The sequence below is a fragment of the Streptomyces sp. NPDC056373 genome (genome assembly GCF_042262425.1).
GTDB lineage: Bacteria > Actinomycetota > Actinomycetes > Streptomycetales > Streptomycetaceae > Streptomyces.
On the sequence record NZ_JBHJPX010000008.1, the window covers coordinates 352627 to 372136 of the forward strand.

The following is a 19510-nucleotide window of genomic DNA, read 5'->3' on the forward strand; positions in this document are numbered from 1 at the left end:
CAACTCGGGTGCGGTCACGACACGACTCGAAGGGCGCCGACCGGGCAGGCGCCGGCGGCCGCGCGCGAGGCGGTCCGATGCTCGTCGGGTATCTCTGCGCCTTCGAAGTGGTGGGTGAGTTCGGCGTCGTCGTTCAGGCTGAAGACGCCGGGGGCCTGTTCGGCGCACAGGCCGTGGCCTTCGCAGCGCGCGTGGTCGACGGAGACCTTCATGGTGCTGTCCTCGCAACGGTCATGCGTGGGACTCACGCGGGGATGAGTTCGAGAGGCAGGCTCTCGAGGCGGTGGATGACGTTGTTCAGGGCCCACTCGGGTGTGCCCGCCACCTCGATGCGGTCGACGCGGTCGACCAGGGCCCGGAGCATGGCGGAGGTCTCCATACGGGCCAGGCCCTGGCCGGCACAGCCGTGGGTGCCTTGCCCGAAGCCGAGTTGGCGGGCGGCGTTGCGGCGGATGTCGAAGGTGTCCGGGTCGTCCCACTCCAGCGGGTCACGGTTGGCGGAGCCGTAGAGGACCAGCACCCGGGAGCCCCTGGGCAGGGGGACTCCCGCGAGTTCCGTGTCGTGGGCTGCGGTCCGGGAGAAGGCGCGGATCGGAGATGCGTAGCGGACGACCTCGTTGACCGCTTTCGGCACGAGGTCCGGGTCCGCCTTCAGCAGGCCCCACTGCTCGGGGTGAGTGGCGAACAGGTGCAGGGCGCTGGAGATGGCGCTGATCGTGGTGTCGAGGGACGGCGCCAGATAGTCGATCATCATCGTGGCGCACTCCTCCGGCATGATGCGGCCTTCGTCGGCGGCACGCAGCAGGTCGTGCCCCACACTGCCGTCCAGCACGGAGCGGTCGCGCACGACACCGCGCGCGTAGCGCAGCATGCCGAGGGACGCAGGGAGGGTGCGCACCGCTTGGCGATTGAATGGACCCAGGGCGTCGAAGGTGGCGCCGGCCCATCGCAGCAGGTGCTCGCGGCCCTGCCGGGGCCAGCCGACCAGATCGGGGACGACGGCCATCGGCAGAGCCGTGGCGACCTCGACGGCATCGACCGTACGGCGGGCGACGGCGGCCGCGACCACGGTGGCGGCCAGCTCCTCGACCGTGTCCTGCATCGTGCGCAGCGCCCTGGGAGTGAGGCGGCGCCCGAGGAGGGCACGGCGGCGGGTGTGCTCATCGCCGTCACTGAACAGCGTGGTGCCCTGGCCCACACAGTTGGCCACGGGGTTCAGGGCGACACCGCCCGAGGAGACGAAGGTGTCGTCGTCCAGCAGTACCTGCTTGCACTCGGCATAGCGTGGCAGGGCGTAGACCTTGTGCTTGCTCAGCCGGACCACGGGGCCGAGTGCCCGCAGGGCGGCGTAGTGCGGATACGTGTCGCGAATGGCCGAGGCCGAGTACAGATCGGGGTGGTAGACGGGAATCTCCGTACCTATGGGCATGAAGAGGCCTCCTCAAGCTTGATGGAATGCACCGTCGGGGGTCAGAGAAATGATGAACTCATCAGGACTGCGGGTGCTCTTCTGCACGGCGGCGATCTTCGCCGGCCCCGGAGGGAGGACGACGAGGGACAGCGCGACGGCGAGGGTGGTCTGTGCGGTGGTCATGCCGATCGGTCCCGGCGCCCGGCGCCCAGGTGGGCGTAATAGCCGATGAGGTCGGGGGCGTCCACGGCTGCGGGGTCGACGACCCGCTCGACCGGGGCGCCCTGGAGGAGGCGTTTGACCGGGACTTCGAGTTTCTTGCCGGTGCGGGTGTGCGGAATGCCGGGGACCTCGAGGATGTCGTCGGGGACGTGGCGGGGTGAGGCGCCGGTCCGGATCGCTTCCCCGATCTTCTCGCGGAGGGCGTCGTCCAGGGCCGCCCCTGCGGCGAGCACCACGAACAGCGGCATCCAGTATCCGCCACCCGGCTCCTCCACACCGATGACCAGCGCCTCCGCGATCTCCGGGAGGCGTTCGACGACGTCGTGGATGTCGGCGCTGCCCAGGCGGACGCCGTTGCGGTTGAGCGTGCTGTCGGAGCGGCCGTGGACGATCACCGAGCCATGGGAGGTGAGGGTGATCCAGTCGCCGTGGCGCCACGCACCGGGGTAGGAGGAGAAGTAGGCGTCGCGGTAGCGGGTGCCGTCGGGGTCGTTCCAGAAGGACAGCGGCATCGACGGCATCGGGCGGGTGACGACCAGCTCGCCGACCCGGTCCACCACGGGGAAGCCCTCGGCGTCGTACGCGGCCAGCGCCACACCCAGGTGAGGTGCGGACAACTGTCCCGCCCAGACGGGTCTGTTGGGCGCGCCGCCCGCGAATCCGGAGACCACGTCGGTGCCGCCGCTGATGGAGGCCAGCAGCACGCGGTCGCCGACGTGGTCACGGACCCAGGGGTAGGCGGAGGCAGGCAGGGCGGAGCCGGTGCAGCCGACCACGCTGATCGACGACAGGTCGTGGACGGACGGGTCGATGCCGAACTTTTCCATGCCGAGCAGGTACTGGGGGCTGGTGCCGAAGACGGTGACCCGGTGACGCGCGGCCAGCTCCCACAGGACGTCGGGCTTCGCGAGGGGCGCCGGACTGCCGTCGTACGTGCAGGTCGTGGCGCCGGTCAGCAGCGTCGAGGCGACAAGATTCCACATCATCCAGTGCGTGGTGGTGTACCAGAGCAGGCGGTCTCCGGAGCCCAGGTCGGAGTGCAGGCCCAAGGTCTTGAGATGCTCCAGCAGGACACCGCCGTGGCCGTGGACGATGCCCTTGGGCAGGCCGGTGGTGCCGGAGGTGAACAGGACCCACAGGGGGTGGTCGAACGGCACCGGGACGCAGGTGAGTTCCTCGGTGCGGGTGGAGGCGTCCTCCCACGAGACGACCAGGGACGGATACGCCCGCGAGGGCCACGGCAGGCCCACGTGGCCGACCAGCACGGTGGCCTTCACCGTCGGCAGTGCGGCCGCGAGTTCGAGGGCGGCGTCGCGACGGTCGTAGGTGCTGCCGTTGAAGAGGTAGCCGTCGGCGGCGACCAGGACGGTCGGTTCGAGCTGGGCGAACCGGTCGGCTGCCGCCCTGGGGGCGTAGTCCTGCCCGCACACCGACCACACGGCGCCCAGGCTCGCGGCGGCCAGGAACGCGACGATCGCGTGCGGGGTGTTGGGCAGATAGCCCACCACCCGGTCGCCTGGCCCCACGCCGAGCTCGCGCAGGGTGGCCGCGACCGAGGCGACCTGGGCGCGCAGGTGACCGGCGGTCACCTCGTAGCAGGAGCCGGTCTCGTCGAGGGCGATGACCGCCACGGCGTCGTCGGCGTGGTTGCGCAGGGCGTGGTGCGCGTAGTTGAGGGTGGCGCCCGGGAACCAGCGGGCACCGGGCATCCGCTCCTCCGCCAGCGCCCGCTCGTACGGGGTGTCCGCGTCGATGTCGAAGTACTCCCACACCGCACCCCAGAAGCCCTCCAGATCGGTGACCGACCAGCGGTGCAAGGTGGCGTAGTCGGAGCCGGGCATCCCGGCGTGGCGGGCGAAGTCCATGATGCAGCTGTCCGCGACGGCCCGTGGATCAGGCGTCAGGAAAGGGTCGGGCACGCTCATCGTGTGATGCTCCTCAGCAGGCGGTCGTCGAGGGTCCGGGAGGAAGGACGGGGCCCGAGCGTGGTGTGCAGGAGGGACGCCCAGGCGGAGGTGTCCGTGAAGTCGAGGCCGCCGGCCGGGACGACGTCCATGACGATGCGGTCGGGACGCAGCAGGACGGCGTCCGCCCGGCCCGCGTGCAGCCAGGCGGCGAGGGTGCCGTCGTCACAGAGGTCCGTGACGGGGATCGCGCGGATGCCGAGTCCGTGGGCAAGGGCGTTCAGCGAGGGCCCGGGTTCGTCGGCGGTCAGGAGGGCGAAGGAGTCGCCGAGCAGCTCGTCGAGGCGGGTACGGCGCCCGTCGGCCGTGATCCACGGTTGCGGGCAGTGGGTGCCGGCAAGTCCCCTGCGAGGACGGCGCCGGACGAGGGGTCCGGTGGTCAGGGGCGGGCTGAGGTCGCGGCCGGCCGCCGTGGTGAGCCCGGGCATGCGGCAGGCGACGGCCAGCAGCCTCCGGCGCGCCGCGGCGGCGCCGTCCTGGCCGCCGGTCATGGCCCAGCCCATGGCGACCGCGAGCCGGATGACATGGCGGGCATGCGGTTTCCGCTCGCTCTCGTACGTGGCCAGCAGCTCTTCCTCGCCGCCCCGTTGGAGGACATGGGCGAGTTTCCAGGTGAGGTTGCGGGCGTCCCGCAGGCCCGCGCAAAGGCCCTGCCCGATGAACGGCGGAGTGAGGTGGGCGGCGTCGCCGAGGAGGAAGACCCGTCCGCCGCGCCAGCGGTCGGCGACACGCGCCCGGAAGGTGTACTGCGTCTCACGGACGACCTCGAAGTCCCCGTCGTACGACTGCGGCAGCCACGGGGCGATCAGCTCGCGGACCGGCTGCCGGCCGTCCCGGAGCCGGAACTCCCAGCGGTAGCGGTCCTCACCGACGCGCATGAACGTGGCCGGCCGGTCCGGATCGCAGACCTGGTCGACGCCCTCCCAGGAGCGGACGTCGGCCGTCGTGCGGACGTCGACGACGGTCCACTGCTCCTCGAAGCGCAGGTCCTCCCATACGGCGCCGATGGCCTCGCGGGTGAGGCTGCCCGCGCCGTCGCAGCCGAGGACCGCCTCGGCCCACAGCTGGTGCTCGCCGTCGTCGTCGCGGTAGGTCACGCGCACGGGGCCGGCCGTGTCCGGTCCGACGGAGGTGACCTCCACACCGCCCCGCAGCTCGCACTCCGGGCGCCGGGCCAGGGCGGCACGCAGCAGTCGTTCCAGCTCGGGCTGGTCGAACATGCTGGTCTGCGGGTAGCCGTGCAGGCCGTGCCGGGTGCGGCGGAACTCGGCCATCACCCGGTGCCGGGCGTCGAGCAGCCGCAGCCCGTTGGCCGGTCGGGCGATTGCGGCGAACTCCTCTCCCACGCCCGCGGCCTGGAGGATCCTGCGTACCTCGTCGTCGGTGGCGACGGCGCGTGGAAGCGGGTAGACGTCCTGGTGGCGTTCGAGGACGACGCTGCGGATCCCGCGCCGGGCGAGGAGGAGGGCGGCGGTCACGCCCACGGGTCCGGCCCCGATGATCACCACGGGTACGGCTGCCGGGTTGTGCTCGACGGTCATGTGCGGCTCACCTCTGCCCTACTGCGCGTCCGTGACGGGCGTACGCTGCTCGCCGAGATCGATGCGGCCGTCCGGGGTCGCGATCGTCGCCGTGATCACGTCGCCCGCGTGCAGGTAGTGCGGGTTCTTCGCCTGGCTCCTGAAGAACGCCTTCCACTTCACGGCGGGCGGCAGCAGCGCGCCGATCTTCTCGACCGGCTTCGGCGGCGCCTTGAGCGCCGTTCCGCCCGGGGTGCCGGTGAGCAGCAGGTCACCGGCGTCGAGGGTCTGGAAGCGGGCCAGCAGGGTGAGAGCCTGCGCCGGGCGGACGATCATGTCGGCGAGAGTGCGGTCCTGGCGCAGTGCGCCGTTGACGGACAACTTCAGCCGCAGGTCGAGAAGGCGGGCGAAATCCTCCGGCTCCAGCAGGGTGAGGTACGGCCCGGTCGGGGTGAAGGTCGGGTACGACTTGCTCTCGTAGAACTGCGTCTTGGTCAGCTGGACGTCCCGCGCGCTGACGTCGTCGGTGATCACGAGCCCGGCGACGTACGACGGCAGGTCCCGCTCGTCGACTCGGGTGCCGACGGGCAGCGGCGCCCCCATGACGAGGCCGAGTTCGATCTCGTAGTCGAGGAACTTCACATGCGGCGGCCGGACGACGGCGTTGCCGGGGCCCGTGACCGAGCCGGACGCCTTACGGAAGAAGGCGGGCGGAATGTCTCCGGTGAACCCCGAATCGCGGGCGTGACTACGGTAGTTGACCATCTGCGCGACCACCCGGCAGGGCGTGGTGACCGGCGAGAGGACGGCCAGGTCGGCGACGGGCGTGCCGGGCTCGCCGGAGAGCGCGGCCTCTCGTACGGCGGCCCGGTCGGCGATCAGTTCGGCGGTGCTGACGGCCTCGGTGCCGACGGGGACGGCCCGGTCGATGGGGGTCCCCCCTGCTCGAGCGGAGCCGGGAGCTTGAGGGAGGACCACCCACCACCCGTCGGCGGTGCGCAGGACGTTGGTGCTCATGTCAGTACTTTCGTGGAGGAGTTGAGGATTCAGGACTTGGCGGCATGGAGCAGACCCAGCAGACGCGCCACGTCCATCTCGTTGTCACCGCGCAGGGCCTCGATGACGTGGCGGAGCCGCTCCGGGGAGGGGCTCGCACCGAGGAAGTCACGCGTGGCCGGCGGACCCCACTGGGCCAGCCCGCTGGTCGAGAAGGCCGCCCAGCCGGGCTCGACGTCGCAGGAGAACAGGTCGCCGTCTGCGAAGTGCTCGAGCATGAAGTGGTCGGGATCGCGCCAGTAGTCGAAGAGCTGGCTGCCCTGGACGTGCCGGCCGATGCCCCAACTGCGCCTGTAGCCACGCTCCTTGAGATATTCGCCACCGGCGGCGATCGAGTCCAGGTCGGTGACCTGGTAGGCGGAGTGGACATAGCCGGTACTCGGCCCCAGGTGCATGGCCAGCGTGTGGTGGTCGGCCGGCACGCTGCCGAGGTCGCAGCGGAGGAACGCCATCACCGGGCCGCGCTCGCGCTGCCCGTCGATGAACAGGAAGTCGGACACGATCATGCCGAGGGTGTCCAGGTACCAGTCCAGTGCCCGCGCGAACACCCGGGTCTCCAGCACCAGATGTCCCAGCCGCTGGATCCGGGACGGCTCGCGCGGTGGGCGCTGTGCGGTGTTCGTCCGGCGGTGAGCCGTGCCGAAGTTGAGCAGCAGCGGCTGCTGCCCGGGCAGCGCGGGAAGCTGTTCCCCGCAGTGCACCACCCTTACCGGGAGGCCGGACGGGTCGAGCAGGCCGACCGCTTTGCCGCCGCCGGGCACGTCCGCGTCCCGCACGTCGGACCCGGTGGCCCGCGCCAGCAGGTCCAGGTCGACCCGCTCCGCCGCGCGGAACGCCGGGCCGATGAAGCGCGAGCTCCGCCCCCGCCGGATCACCATGCAGGGCGAGCCCTGGAAGGTGCCGCGCAGCCACAGCTCCCGCTCCGTGCGGGCGGCGATACCGAACCCGAAGTCCCGGGCGAAGACCTCCGCCCGGTCCAGGTCGGGCTTTTCGAACTCCAGCCAGGCCAGGTCCGCCACCTTGATGACGGGATCGCGGGAGCGGCCGGGGTGCTCGCCGCGCAGGGCGCCCTGGTCGCTGTGCAGGTCCTGGTGGGCCGTCTTGACGTCGGTCCCGTGGACGCAGGGTTCAGACATGGTGCCCTCCGAGCAGCATTGCCGTGATGACGGAATCATCAAGTTTGACAGTCTCGTCGTCAAGGCCTTCCCGACAGGAAATGATGATTTCATCAGAGCTGCTGTCGTCATCGCCCCGCGGTTAGACTCTGTCCATGCCTACGTCAGCCCCGCCCAGCAACCGCTTCGAGCGGCGCCGCGCAGAGACCCGTCGCGCACTCATCGGCGCCGCCCGGCAGATCCTCGCCGAGACCGGTGACACCAGCGCCAGCATCCAGGCGATCGCCGAGCGCGCCGACGTCGGCTTCGGCTCCTTCTACAACCACTTCGAGTCCAAGACGGAGCTGTTCGAGGCAGCCGTGGTGGACGCCCTGGAGGAGTTCGGCCAGAACTTCGACGAGCGCCTTGCCGGGATCGACGACCCCGCGGAACTCGTCGCGGCGGGTTTCCGGCTCAGCGCCCGCATGGCCGACTCCCACCCCGAGCTGATGCAGGTCCTGCGCCTGCGCGGTATGGGCCACATCCACTCGGACAACGGACTGGCCCGGCGGGCACTGCGCGACCTCGAGGCCGGCCTCGCCTCCGCACGCTTCACCCCGGTCGACCCGGTCGTGGCCCTGACCGCCCTGGGCGGAACCCTGCTGTCCCTGGTGGAGCTGAGATTCGCCCGCCCCGACCTGGACGGCGACGAGGCCGCGGTGAACCTCGCCGAGATGGTCCTGCGGATGCTGGGCGTGCCACAGGACGACGCCCACAGGGCCGCCCGGCGCCCCCTGGCCGACCCCACCTCACCGGCCACTCCCGCGCGGTGAGCGACGAGCCCGGCCGGAAGGTGGCCGAGCGGCCGGCGAAGGCCGTGCTCGGCGGACAGGTCCCGTGACTCGGAGGCCCGCCAGGTACAAGGAGGCGGGCCGGGTCGCCTGACCCGGCCCGCACCGGAGCGTCCCGCTGTGTCACCGTCGATCCGGCTCGCACCTCGTGCGCCCTGCGCACGTCAGGGGTGTGCGGCGAAGTACCGGGCGATGCCCTCGATCCCCTCACTCACGGCTCGCTCGACGATGGGCGCCAGGGCCTCGGGAAGGATCTCCTCGCTGTAGACCACGCGTGAGCCGTCCGCGTCGGGAAGCTGACATCACACGGAAGCCCTCCGACCACCTGACCTTCGGCGTCGGCATCCACGCCTGTGTCGGCCAGAACCTGGCCAAGCTGGAGGCACACGCCCTCCTCACAGCACTGCTCGCACGAGTGCGCCGGTTCGAGATCGGCAGGCCCGAGTTCATCGTGAACAACACCCTGCACGGGCTGAGCAAGCTGCCCTGCCGCATCGTCACCTGAGCGAGCCGCGAGGACGAATCCCGTCAGGCTGCCGGTCGTTACCGCCGGGATTTCATGAGGCAGCCCGTACAGAGACTCGTACAGGTACGGGTGGCGCAGTACACCACGGTCGCCCGCAGTGGATGGCGCGGACGCCGTGGGCGCGCCCGGCTGAAAGGCCAGTGGCTCATCCACCGCCGCGGCCACGCGAAGGCGGCATGGACCGCCTGGCGCCGCCGGGCGACAGCTGACACCCGGCGGTGCCTTCAAGCCGCCGAACACGCTGGTCGGCCGCCGGCCGACGCAGCCCGAGGCCTCCCCGGATCAGACTCCCGTGCGACTGCGGACGCCCGCCCGGCCGAGGCGCGAGCTACCGCGGCGCGCGCCCGACTCCTCAGGCCGCGAGACCGTGACGCCCGGAGGGCTTGCACTTGACAGGCCCACCTTATCGGTAACAGTGTAGCCATTATGAGCACCTGGTCTGAGCCGCAGCCCGATTCCCGGTTCATCGCGGTGGGTGGATCGCGGATCCACTACAAACGCGCCGGGCACGGCCCGGCACTCGTTCTGCTGCACGGCAGCGCTTCGTCGCTTCAGCACTTCGACCGTGCGGCGGCCCTGCTGTCGGGGTCGTTCGACGTCATCCGCCCCGACCTGCCGGGGTTCGGCCTGACCGGCCCTCGCAACGACCGCGACTACCGCATCCCGACCTACACGGCGGCGGTGGCGGCCTTCCTGGAGGCGCTGGAGGTGCCTCGCTACGCGGTGGCCGGCAATTCACTGGGCGGCAACATCGCCTGGAACCTCGCCCTGGACCATCCGGAGCGGCTGACCGGCCTGGTACTGGTCAACGCCACCGGATACCCGGAGAAGGAGGTCCCGGCGGGCATGCGCCTGACCCGCAACCCGCTGCTACGGCCTGTGCTGCGGCGGGTGATGCCGCGCGCCGCCATCGAGCGCAACCTGCGTTCGAGCGTCGGGCCGCACTCGACGATCGTGGACGACGCCATGGTGGACCGTGCCCACCAGCTCATGAACCGGCCCGGGAACCGCTCGGCCTTTGTCGACTTCTGCAACACCGACCAGCCCGACCGCAGCGCCCAGATCCCCCGCATCACGGCGCCCACGCTGGTCCTGCGCAGCGCGAGCATCGACGGCCAGCACTTCGGCCGCGACCTTCCAGGCGCCGGGGAGATGGTGCACCCCCATGGCGGTCACCTGCTGCCCGAAGAGGAACCGCAGTGGGTCGCGGACGCGATCGTGATGTTCCTCCGCTCCTCCACCGGCACCCCCACGCACTGAGGTCAAGGAGAACCGATTCATGAAGTACTTCGTCGCCTCCGGCGAGGACCGACGGCTCACCACCGAATCGCGGCAAGCCCTGCGCGGCAGTTTCATCGAACTCTCCGACGGCCTCACGCACTACGAACTGAAGGGCCCCGAGGACGGGGAACTGGTCGTGATGACGGGCGGCCTGACCATCCCGCTCCTCTACTGGGACGGCCTGGTCACCGAGCTGCACGCCCGCGGGCTGCGCACTCTGACCTGCAGCGCGTACGGCCGCGGCTACTCCGACCGGGTAGAGGCGCGGTACGACGAGGCCCTCTTCACGCGGCAGCTGGCCGAACTGACCGAACGCCTGGGTCTGACGACGAAGCCACTGCACATCGTCGGCACCTCCATGGGAGCCCTCGTCGCCATGACCTACGCCGCCCAGTACCCGTCGCTGGTGTCCACCCTCACGATCGTCGGGCCCGCCGGTCTCGCGCAACCGCGACCGACTGCCCCGCACCGGCTACTGCGCAACGATCTGCTGGCCGGTGCCGTCGCCCGGACGCGCGGCCGCCGGATACTCCAGGGGCACCTCGGGCACAACGTCCGCGACCCCGAACTCGGCGCGAAACTGACGGACATGGTCCTCGAAGCCTTCCGCTTCGAGGGGTCACTGTATGCGGTCTTCGACACACTGCAGCACCTGCCGCTCTCCGGCCGTGACGACCTCTTCCGGCAGACGGGCGCGCTGGGCATTCCCACACTGCTCCTGTGGGGTGACGAGGACGACGTCACGCCCCTGACCCACCTCACCGCGGCTCGCGCCCTCCTGAAGCCCCAGGAGCATCACGTCATTCCGGAATGCGGTCACATGGCCCCATTCGAACGTCCGCTTCACGTCGCCGACCGGATCGCCCCGTTCGTGGCCGCACGCGCCGAGAGGCTCGACTCATGAACGACCCGCAGGCCATCGACGTACTGGTCATCGGTGCGGGGCCTTCGGGATCTGCCCTCGCGATCGACCTCGTGCGCCGGGGACTCGACGTACGGATCGTCGACAGGTCTCACCATGCCTTCGACGGCTCCCGCGCCAAGGGCGTCCAGCCCCGCAGCCTCGAAGTCCTCGAAGACCTCGGTGCCCTGCCCGACGTGCTGGCCGGCGGCAGTACGTACCCCAAGATCGGGATCCATGCCGGCCCCCTGGCCGTGCCGTGGAAGATGTTCACCCACCGGGAGGCGACTCCGAACGTCCCGTACCCGAACACCTGGCTGATCCCTCAGTTCCGCACGGACCGCGCACTGCACGCCCGGCTCAGCGAGCTCGGCCATGAGATCGAGTACGGCAGGGAACTGACCCGGCTGACGCAGGACGAGAACGCGGTGGTCGCAAAGGTGGCGGGCGCGGACGGCACGGAGGAGATCGTCGCCCGGTACGTCGTGGGCGCCGACGGTGGTTCCAGCGCGGTGCGCAAACAGCTCGGCATCGGTTTCACCGGCACCACGGACGAGAGCGACCGGATGCTCGTCGTCGACGCCTCGGTGACCGGGCTGGCCCGTAACCGGTGGCACATGTGGCCCGGCCGCGGCGGCACGTTCACCGGCGCCTGCCCGCTCCCGCACAGCGACATGTTCCAGTGGATGATCCGTCTCACCCCGGACGAGGAACCGCCTGCCGAGAAGGACGACATCGTCCAGCGGATCCACCGGCACACCCGCAACCGGGGCATCCAGTTGCACGACATCCACTGGACGTCGGTGTTCCGGCCCAACATCCGCCTGGCGGAGAGTTACGGCCGGGGGCGGGTCTTCCTCGCCGGTGACGCCGCCCATGTCCACACCCCGGCCGGCGCCCAGGGCCTGAACACCGGTGTGCAGGACGGCTACAACCTCGGCTGGAAGCTCGGCCAGGTCCTCGCCGGGGCGGACGCCACGCTCCTCGACACCTACGAGGCCGAGCGGCAGCCGATCGCCGCCGGGGTCCTGGGCCTGTCCACGGACAAGTGGGGCGGCATCGCCAAGCTCGACCCGTCGAGCATGAAGCGAGGCAAGGACGAGCAGCAGCTCGCCCTGACGTACTACGGCGGCCCGCTCGCCCCTGCCGACGGGATGCGCACCGGGACACTGCGTGCGGGCGACCGTGCGCCGGACGCCCGACTGCTCGGCGCCGACGGAACCCGGACCCGGCTGTTCGACCTCCTCCGCGGGCCCTGCTTCACAGCCATCGCCTACGGACCGGGGGCCGCCCGGGACCTGGACATGCTCGCCTGGCCGACGGCCGGCGCCCAGCTGAAGCGGCTGACGGTCGGGACGACAGCCGCCGACGGTCTCGGCTTCCTCGACCCGAAGAACACGCTGAAGGGCGCTTACGGCCTGACCGGCGACACCCTGCTGCTGATCCGTCCCGACGGCTATGTCGGGCACATCGCCACTCGGGACTTCCTCACCACCACACGATCCGCCGCGCGGGCAATGACGCCATAGGCAGCAAGGAGCCGCACCATGTCCCCTCAGCGTCACACATGTTCCCGTTCGGGAGCCACCGCATGAGCCGCGTACTGCTGCGCGGGGCGCGGGTCATCACGATGACGCCGGGCCGTCCCGACGCCGAGCATGCCGACATCCTCGTCGACGGCGACCGTATCGCCGCCCTCGGCGAGAACATCGAGGCATCCGGAGCCGAAGTCGTCGACTTCTCCGGCCGCATCGTCATCCCCGGCCTCGTCAACGCCCACTTGCACACCTGGCAGACCGCGTTGCGCTCCGTCGGTGCCGACTGGACTCTGATGGAGTACCTCACCCACCTCCACGGCGCGTGCGCCGGCCACTACACCCCGGCCGACATGCACATCGGCAATCTGGCCGGCGCGCTGAACCAGCTCAACTGCGGTACGACCACCCTCGGCGACTGGTGTCACAACGCCCTCTCGCCCGAACACGCCGACGCCGCCGTCGAGGGCCTGGCCCGATCCGGGATCCGCGCCGTCTTCCTGCACGGCACGGCCTACCGGTCGCCGGACACCCCCCACCCCCTCACCGAGATCGACCGGCTGCTCGACGGCCCCGTACGCGACCGCGCCCTGCTCACCCTGGGCATGGCACTGCAGGGGCCGCAGTACTCCTCGCCGGAGACCGCGGCGGCCGATTTCCGAGCCGGCTCGGAACGCGGCCTCGTCGTCTCGATGCACCAGAGCGGCGGAGAACCCTCCCCCGGCTGGGAAGCCGTGCGCGCCGCCGGACTGTTCAGCCCCCTGACCAACATCGTGCACGGGATCGACCTGCCCGACGACTGGATCAAGACGCTCGTCGAGGCAGGCGTCACCTTCACCAGCACCCCGGAGAACGAACTGGGCCAAGGACACGGCACACCCATCACCGGGTCACTGCTACGCCTGGACGCGGCGCCCTCCCTGGGCACCGACATCGACACCGCCGTGCCCGGCAATCTCCTCACGGCCGCCCGCATCGCCCTGGCCCACCAGCGCAGCCTGGACCACGCCCAGCACCGACAGACGACAGGCATGCACGCCAACACCGTTTCGGTCACCGCCAAGCAGGCACTGGCCCTGGCCACGGTGGAAGGGGCGAAGGCCCTGGGCCTCGCCGACCGGGTCGGCCGGATCGACGTCGGCATGCAAGCCGACCTGGTCGCCGTCGACGCCCGGACCCTCAACCTGTGGCCGGCACACGATCCGGTCGCCACGGCCCTGCACGCCGACATCGCCGACATCGAAGCCGTGATGGTCGCCGGCACCTGGCGCAAACGCGATCACGCCCTGCTCATGTCACGACTCGACGAGGTCAAGGACCGGCTCCGCGAGTCCGGAGAGCGGCTCTTGCGCAGCATCGGGCCCGCAGAGAAAGAGGGTTGACACCTACAGCAGCCTTCGAGCAGGAACCGCGCGCCGACGGGCACGGCACCCGGAACGCGATCCGCCGAGGCCTGCCTCCCAGGGAGGGCCGACCGGCCCCGGCGGACGCTCACCGCGTCAAGGGGTTACGGAAGCGGCGGGTAGGCGTTCTGCACCAGCTGCCGGAACTGGGCGGAGAACCAGTGCCCGGCCACCGGCGCGTTCGGCAGCGACCCTGTGGGGTTGTTGCCGTTGCGGGGGTTGCCGCCGTAGGTCGGGTCGCACATGCGGTCGAAGCCCTTGCCCTCGTCGTTCGGGACGGCGGCGCTGGAGCCGTCGGACTCCCCCGGCGGCTTCACCCACACGTAGGCGTCGATGCCGGCGGCCGGTGCCGCGGTGGGTCGTTCACCGAGGCCGGCTCCACTCTGGTTGCACCAGTTGCCGGCATGGATGCGCCGGTCGACACGGCTGCCGTTGACGTAGTCGTCCACGGAGGTCATCGGTCCCGGGCCGGTCGGCCGGGCGGTGCCGCCCCAGCCGTTGCGGGAGGTGTCGATGAGCATGCCGATACCGGAGTCGAAGCCGCCCGCGACGAGCTTGTCCCGCATCGCCTGAGCGAATGACTGCTCGTCGGCGTACTGGTTCCAGTCCAGCCACTTCGACTGACGCACGGTCTGCCCGCTGACCGTGTCGGTGATCTTCAGGTACGGCTCCTTGGTCGGACTGTAGTTGGCGGTGTTGACGATGAACCCGGCCACGTCGTTCACGCTCGCGCCATTGGTGGTGGCGACCTTGTGGAACTGCTGCACAGCGGGGCCGAGGTTGGTGTCCCAGCCGAGCCAGCCGTGGTGTGCGGCGTCGATGTAGTTGTAGACGTTCGGGATGGCGCCGAGCTTGTCGAGGGCGTAGGAGACGCCCTTCTCGTAGTTGCCGTTGTTCTTCATGGTCACGCAGGCGTCGGTGGTGGTGTTGGTGCCGCCGGCGTTGGTGACCAGGTTGGGCAGGGAGTCGGGTTCGATGATGGTGGCGATCCTGAGGGACTCGTACTTCGAGTCGGAGAGGATCGAGGCGATGGGGTCGATGTACTGGGTCCTGTACTTGTCGATCTCGTCCGGCCCGAGCTCACCGTTGGAAGCGAGGGCGGCGCAATCGCGGCCCGGGAGGTCGTAGATGACCACCTGGACGACGAGCTCGCCGGAGCCCTTCTGCTTCAGGGCCTCATCGAGGTGGGCGCGCAGGCCCATGCCGCCGTTCACGCCGTTGATCGCGGCGATCCGGTCGAGCCAGACGGCCGTGGGCTGGTCGGAGATGCGGCTGCCGCCCGGCTCGGCGGCGGCCTTGGCCGACCATTCGGGGTTCACATAGGCCTTGGCCCCGACGTAGGGGTTGGCGACACGACTGCCGTTGCCACCGCCGCCTCCGCCGTTGTCGCCTCCGCCGCCCGAGCCGCCTCCGTCGTCGACGTTGCAGGTCACGCCGTCGAGGGTGAACGTGGCCGGAACGGCGTTGGTGCCGCTGTAGGTGCCCTGGAAGCCGAAGCTGACCGAGCCGCCGGTGGCGAGCGTGCCGTTGTAGGTCTCGTTGGTGGCGGTGACGGCGGACCCGCTCTGACTGAGCTTCGCGTTCCAGCCGCTGGTGATCTTCTGGTTTCCGGCGTACGACCACTTCACCGACCAACCCGACTTGGCAGCCGCGCTGTTGGTGATGGTGACAGCGGCGGTGAAACCGGTGTCCCACTGGTTCTGCACCTTGTAGTCCATGGTGCAGGGTACGGATGCGGTGGCGGCACCGGCCGGTGTCGTCAGGAGCGCAGCCCCTGAGCTTCCGGTGAGCAGCGCGAGGGCGGCGAGCAGTGATGTCCTGGTGCGACTCATGAGTGTGGTTCCTTCTCCGTCGAGATCCTTCTGGATCACGGCCGCGCAGGCGGTTGCGCGGTCCGATGCCGTGCAGGATGGGCGTACGTCGTAGTTCGGGAGCGGGCCGGAGGAGCAGAGCAGTGCCCGGTGTTCCGGCTCCGTCCCGAGGGGACGAATTGCCGTCGCCGAACCGCTCAAGACCTGGCCGGCGAGGCCGTGCGAGGAGGTGCTCTCGCCGATCTCCCGCGCCACCTGGGCCATGTGCGCGGCGGGAGCGAGCGGGGGCGTCCGCGGACTGTTGCCGGTGCAGGTGCTGATGTCGTGCACGCGCCGGGCGCGAGCGGATCGTCCGCCCGGCCGGCGGGCTCGTGCGGCAGCCACCGGCCGAGGTCGCCGGAGCATGCCGGTCCACCCGCAGGGATCACGACGACCGGGGTGGCGACGAGCGCGTCGGCGCCTGCAACGGCTGAGAGTGACGAGGGTGGGGGGTGTCGCATGAGCGACTCCTTGCAGTTGAGCGCGCCGTGACCGGCGCGTCGCCTGGTTGGAACCGCTCCCACTGGTGCGAAGGAAGCTAGCGCCCGGTGGCGCGGTTGCCCAGGGGTACTGCTGAACTTTCTTTGAACTGAACCGTCTCGCGCCTTCGACTCTTCAAGCGTCTTGACCGCCGTCGCCCGCATCCCCATGATGGGAGCGCTCCCACTGGCCAAGACTTGTCCTTCCCCGAGCCGCAAGCCGCTAGGAGGAACCAGTTCATGGATCCCGGACGCAAACGCAGAGCCGTTCGGCGGGTATGGACCGCCGTGGCGACCGCTTTGACCTTGCCCCTGTCGTCGCTGGCCACGGGTTCGACTCCCGCCCGGGCGGCCGCGCTTCAGTGCAGTGTCGACTACAAGACCAATGACTGGGGTTCCGGCTTCACCACGGACCTGACGATCACCAACCGCGGTACGGACGTCATCGACGGCTGGACCCTGACGTACAGCTACTCGGGCAACCAGAAGCTGGGCAACGGCTGGAACGGCACCTGGTCGCAGTCCGGTTCGAACATCACCGTGAAGGACGCCGGCTACAACGGGCGGATCGCCGCCGGTGCCGCCGTCAGCACCGGTGCGCAGTTCAGCTACAGCGGCTCCAATGCGGCCCCCACGAACTTCGCGGTCAACGGCACCAGCTGCACCGGCGCCCACCAGCCCCCCATCACCGTGCTGACCAGTCCGGCAGCCGGCGCCGTCTACTCGCAGGGCAACGCCGTCCCGCTCGCGGCCACCGCCGCGGCCGCGGACAACGCCACGATCAGCAAAGTGGAGTTCTACGACGACACCACGCTGCTGGGCACGGACACGTCGGCGCCGTACTCGCTCTCGGTCTCCAGCTTGACCGTGGGCAGTCATTCGCTCGTCGCAAAGGCCTACGACAGCATGGGCGCGTCGGCATCGTCCACGCCCGTCGGCATCACCGTCGCTTCCGGGCCCACAGTGGTCGCCACCCCCACCCAACTGGGCATCCAGCAGGGCAAGACGGGCTCGTACGAGGTGAAGCTGTCGAAGCAGCCGAGCGCGAACGTGACGGTTGCGACCGCTCGTGCCGGCGGTAACTCGGGCCTCTCGGTGGCGAGTGGCGCCTCACTGACCTTCACGCCGGCGAACTGGAACACCGCCCAGAAGGTGAGCATCACCGCCGACAGCTCCGGTACCGGCGCGGCGACCTTCGAGTCGACGGCCACCGGCCATGCGAAGGCCTCGGTCACCGTGACGCAGCTGGCGGCGTCGAAGGTGTACGACGCGCGCTTCCTGGAGTTGTACGGGAAGATCACCAACCCGGCGAACGGTTACTTCTCCCCCGAGGGCATCCCTTACCACTCGGTGGAGACGCTGATCGTCGAGGCGCCGGACCACGGCCATGAGACCACCTCGGAGGCCTACAGCTACCTCCTGTGGCTGCAGGCCATGTACGGCAAGGTGACGGGTGACTGGTCGAAGTTCAACGGGGCGTGGGACCTGATGGAGAAGTACATGATCCCCACCCATGCCGACCAGCCGACCAACTCCTTCTACAACGCCTCCAAGCCGGCCACCTACGCGCCCGAGCTGGACACCCCGAACGAGTACCCGGCCAAACTCGAGCCGTCCGTCGCGGCCGGCCGGGATCCGATCGCGGCCGAGCTGAAGTCCGCGTACGGCACGGACGACGTCTACGGCATGCACTGGCTGCAGGACGTCGACAACGTCTACGGCTACGGCAACTCCCCCGGCAAGTGCGAGGCGGGCCCCTCGGACACCGGACCGTCGTACATCAACACCTTCCAGCGCGGCGCGCAGGAGTCGGTGTGGGAGACGGTGCCGCAGCCGACCTGTGACGCCTTCAAGTACGGCGGCAAGAACGGCTATCTCGACCTGTTCACCGGTGACGCCTCCTACGCCAAGCAGTGGAAGTTCACCAACGCCCCCGACGCCGACGCCCGGGCCGTGCAGGCCGCCTACTGGGCCGACCTGTGGGCCAAGGAGCAGGGCAAGGGCTCCGCCGTCTCCGCGACGGTCGGCAAGGCCGCCAAGATGGGCGACTACCTGCGCTACTCCATGTACGACAAGTACTTCAAGAAGGTGGGCAACTGCGTCGGACCGTCCACCTGCCCGGCGGGCACCGGCAAGGACGCCTCGTTCTACCTGATGTCCTGGTACTACGCCTGGGGCGGCGCCACGGACACGAATGCCGGCTGGGCCTGGCGCATCGGCTCCAGCCACGCCCACGGCGGCTACCAGAACCCGCTGGCCGCGTACGCGCTCAGCAGCTACGCCCCGCTGAAGCCGAAGTCGGCGACCGGCGCGGCGGACTGGGCCAAGTCCATGGACCGGCAGCTGGAGTTCTACCGCTGGCTGCAGTCGAGCGAGGGTGCCATCGCGGGCGGCGCGACCAACAGCTGGGCGGGCCGGTACGCGACCCCGCCGTCGGGCAAGTCGACCTTCTACGGCATGTACTACGACGAGAAGCCCGTGTACCACGACCCGCCGTCCAACCAGTGGTTCGGCTTCCAGGCGTGGTCCATGGAACGCGTCGCCGAGCTGTACCAGCAGACCGGCAACGCAACCGCCAAGACGGTCCTGGACAAGTGGGTCACGTGGGCACTGTCCAAGACCACCTTCAACCCCGACGGCACCTACCGGATCCCCTCGACGCTGCAGTGGTCGGGCCAGCCCGACACCTGGAACGCCTCCAGCCCCGGCTCCAACAGCGCCCTGCACGTCACCGTCGCCGACTACACCGACGACGTCGGTGTGGCAGCCGCGTACGCCAAGACCCTGACCTACTACGCGGACCGCTCCGGTGACACACAGGCCGCGACAGCGGCGAAGAAACTGCTGGACGGCATGTGGGCCAACCACCAGGACGCCCTCGGCATCGCCGTCCCCGAGAACCGGACCGACTACAACCGCTTCGACGATGCGGTGTACATCCCGAGCGGCTGGACGGGCACCATGCCCAACGGTGACGCCATCAACTCGTCGTCGACGTTCGACTCGATCCGCTCCTTCTACAAGGACGACCCCGCCTGGTCCAAGATCGAGAGCTATCTCGCCGGCGGCGCGGTGCCGTCGTTCACCTACCACCGGTTCTGGGCCCAGGCCGACATCGCCCTGGCCATGGGCTCGTACGCGGAGCTTCTCGAATAGCCCCCCGCTGAGGCTCCGCGTACGCGACCCCGTCATCAGGAGACGGGGTCACCCGCCGGGCGGCCCTCACCCCTACGGGGGCCGCCCGGTGACCACCCATTGATTCGCCGCTCGATGAGCCGGTCGGCCGTGAGTGGAGTGGGCATCGATCAGGCTCGCCGGCTTGTGCCCCGGTACGCCTTCGCAACAGCAGACATCAGATCTCATCGGCAGGGCGGCATGGATGAGACCCGGCCAGAACAACGCGTTGCGGCGCGAGGG

15 protein-coding genes are annotated in these 19510 nt (G+C 70.0%); 7 read left to right on the forward strand and 8 right to left on the reverse strand.

The features are described from left to right. Positions 1-14: 14 nt before the first annotated feature. The 7 genes from ACFCXS_RS19370 to ACFCXS_RS19400 are packed head-to-tail and all read right to left on the reverse strand — an operon-like array spanning position 15 to position 7309. Positions 15-212 (reverse strand): ferredoxin, encoded by a 198-nt coding sequence (locus ACFCXS_RS19370; protein WP_376644556.1) that lies wholly within the window; start codon positions 210-212, stop codon positions 15-17. A gap of 32 nt (positions 213-244) precedes the next feature. Further along, positions 245-1429 carry a cytochrome P450 gene (locus ACFCXS_RS19375; RefSeq protein ID WP_376644557.1) on the reverse strand — a complete coding sequence of 395 codons (1185 nt, stop codon included), beginning with the start codon at positions 1427-1429 and terminating at the stop codon, positions 245-247. A 12-nt stretch (positions 1430-1441) separates the two neighbouring features. After that, complete coding sequence (locus tag ACFCXS_RS19380; protein WP_376644558.1) at positions 1442-1594, reverse strand: hypothetical protein; 153 nt, start codon at positions 1592-1594, stop codon at positions 1442-1444. Then, positions 1591-3558: an acetoacetate--CoA ligase gene (locus ACFCXS_RS19385; RefSeq protein WP_376644559.1), complete on the reverse strand. Its 1968-nt coding sequence runs from the start codon at positions 3556-3558 to the stop codon at positions 1591-1593. The genes ACFCXS_RS19380 and ACFCXS_RS19385 overlap by 4 nt, the downstream gene beginning before the upstream one ends. Continuing rightward, positions 3555-5138, reverse strand: a complete 1584-nt coding sequence (locus tag ACFCXS_RS19390; protein ID WP_376644560.1) for a bifunctional 3-(3-hydroxy-phenyl)propionate/3-hydroxycinnamic acid hydroxylase — start codon at positions 5136-5138, stop codon at positions 3555-3557. Before ACFCXS_RS19390 ends, ACFCXS_RS19385 begins: the two co-directional genes overlap by 4 nt. Positions 5139-5156: 18 nt before the next feature. Beyond that, positions 5157-6134 (reverse strand): fumarylacetoacetate hydrolase family protein, encoded by a 978-nt coding sequence (locus tag ACFCXS_RS19395; protein ID WP_376644561.1) that lies wholly within the window; start codon positions 6132-6134, stop codon positions 5157-5159. A gap of 29 nt (positions 6135-6163) precedes the next feature. Next, positions 6164-7309 carry a VOC family protein gene (locus tag ACFCXS_RS19400; RefSeq protein WP_376644562.1) on the reverse strand — a complete coding sequence of 382 codons (1146 nt, stop codon included), beginning with the start codon at positions 7307-7309 and terminating at the stop codon, positions 6164-6166. A gap of 134 nt (positions 7310-7443) precedes the next feature. On the opposite strand from ACFCXS_RS19400, the gene ACFCXS_RS19405 reads away from it, so the two are divergent. The 6 genes from ACFCXS_RS19405 (at position 7444) to ACFCXS_RS19430 (ending at position 13743) form a co-directional block, all read left to right on the forward strand. Continuing rightward, a complete protein-coding gene (locus tag ACFCXS_RS19405) occupies positions 7444-8100 on the forward strand; it encodes a TetR/AcrR family transcriptional regulator (RefSeq protein ID WP_376644563.1) in 657 nt (218 codons plus the stop codon). Positions 8101-8392: 292 nt separating this feature from the next. Next, positions 8393-8623: a cytochrome P450 gene (locus ACFCXS_RS19410; RefSeq protein ID WP_376644564.1), complete on the forward strand. Its 231-nt coding sequence runs from the start codon at positions 8393-8395 to the stop codon at positions 8621-8623. A gap of 447 nt (positions 8624-9070) precedes the next feature. Then, entirely contained in the window at positions 9071-9904 is an 834-nt protein-coding gene (locus tag ACFCXS_RS19415) for an alpha/beta fold hydrolase (RefSeq protein WP_376644565.1), read from the forward strand. 19 nt (positions 9905-9923) lie between these two features. Beyond that, positions 9924-10829, forward strand: coding sequence for an alpha/beta fold hydrolase (locus ACFCXS_RS19420; protein ID WP_376644566.1), 906 nt, complete (start codon positions 9924-9926; stop codon positions 10827-10829). Beyond that, positions 10826-12355 (forward strand): FAD-dependent oxidoreductase, encoded by a 1530-nt coding sequence (locus ACFCXS_RS19425; protein WP_376644567.1) that lies wholly within the window; start codon positions 10826-10828, stop codon positions 12353-12355. The genes ACFCXS_RS19420 and ACFCXS_RS19425 overlap by 4 nt, the downstream gene beginning before the upstream one ends. A gap of 62 nt (positions 12356-12417) precedes the next feature. After that, the gene (locus ACFCXS_RS19430) at positions 12418-13743 is read left to right on the forward strand and encodes an amidohydrolase family protein (protein ID WP_376644568.1); all 1326 of its coding nucleotides are present in this window, start codon (positions 12418-12420) and stop codon (positions 13741-13743) included. A gap of 125 nt (positions 13744-13868) precedes the next feature. Here the strand turns inward: ACFCXS_RS19430 and ACFCXS_RS19435 are convergent, their stop codons facing one another. Then, the gene (locus ACFCXS_RS19435; RefSeq protein WP_376644569.1) at positions 13869-15596 is read right to left on the reverse strand and encodes a glycoside hydrolase family 6 protein; all 1728 of its coding nucleotides are present in this window, start codon (positions 15594-15596) and stop codon (positions 13869-13871) included. Positions 15597-16333: 737 nt separating this feature from the next. Between ACFCXS_RS19435 and ACFCXS_RS19440 the strand changes: the two genes are divergently transcribed. Next, complete coding sequence (locus ACFCXS_RS19440; protein ID WP_376644570.1) at positions 16334-19249, forward strand: glycoside hydrolase family 48 protein; 2916 nt, start codon at positions 16334-16336, stop codon at positions 19247-19249. Positions 19250-19510 lie beyond the last annotated feature (261 nt).

Bases quoted from the DNA above. Each gene is read 5' to 3' on its own strand.
- ACFCXS_RS19370 (WP_376644556.1), bottom strand. From the start codon at position 212: ATGAAGGTCTCCGTCGACCACGCGCGCTGCGAAGGCCACGGCCTGTGC.
- ACFCXS_RS19400 (WP_376644562.1), bottom strand. From the start codon at position 7,309: ATGTCTGAACCCTGCGTCCACGGGACCGACGTCAAGACGGCCCACCAG.
- ACFCXS_RS19420 (WP_376644566.1), top strand. From the start codon at position 9,924: ATGAAGTACTTCGTCGCCTCCGGCGAGGACCGACGGCTCACCACCGAA.
- ACFCXS_RS19380 (WP_376644558.1), bottom strand. From the start codon at position 1,594: ATGACCACCGCACAGACCACCCTCGCCGTCGCGCTGTCCCTCGTCGTC.
- ACFCXS_RS19375 (WP_376644557.1), bottom strand. From the start codon at position 1,429: ATGCCCATAGGTACGGAGATTCCCGTCTACCACCCCGATCTGTACTCG.
- ACFCXS_RS19395 (WP_376644561.1), bottom strand. From the start codon at position 6,134: ATGAGCACCAACGTCCTGCGCACCGCCGACGGGTGGTGGGTGGTCCTC.
- ACFCXS_RS19440 (WP_376644570.1), top strand. From the start codon at position 16,334: ATGGATCCCGGACGCAAACGCAGAGCCGTTCGGCGGGTATGGACCGCC.
- ACFCXS_RS19390 (WP_376644560.1), bottom strand. From the start codon at position 5,138: ATGACCGTCGAGCACAACCCGGCAGCCGTACCCGTGGTGATCATCGGG.
- ACFCXS_RS19430 (WP_376644568.1), top strand. From the start codon at position 12,418: ATGAGCCGCGTACTGCTGCGCGGGGCGCGGGTCATCACGATGACGCCG.
- ACFCXS_RS19425 (WP_376644567.1), top strand. From the start codon at position 10,826: ATGAACGACCCGCAGGCCATCGACGTACTGGTCATCGGTGCGGGGCCT.
- ACFCXS_RS19385 (WP_376644559.1), bottom strand. From the start codon at position 3,558: ATGAGCGTGCCCGACCCTTTCCTGACGCCTGATCCACGGGCCGTCGCG.
- ACFCXS_RS19405 (WP_376644563.1), top strand. From the start codon at position 7,444: ATGCCTACGTCAGCCCCGCCCAGCAACCGCTTCGAGCGGCGCCGCGCA.
- ACFCXS_RS19415 (WP_376644565.1), top strand. From the start codon at position 9,071: ATGAGCACCTGGTCTGAGCCGCAGCCCGATTCCCGGTTCATCGCGGTG.
- ACFCXS_RS19435 (WP_376644569.1), bottom strand. From the start codon at position 15,596: ATGAGTCGCACCAGGACATCACTGCTCGCCGCCCTCGCGCTGCTCACC.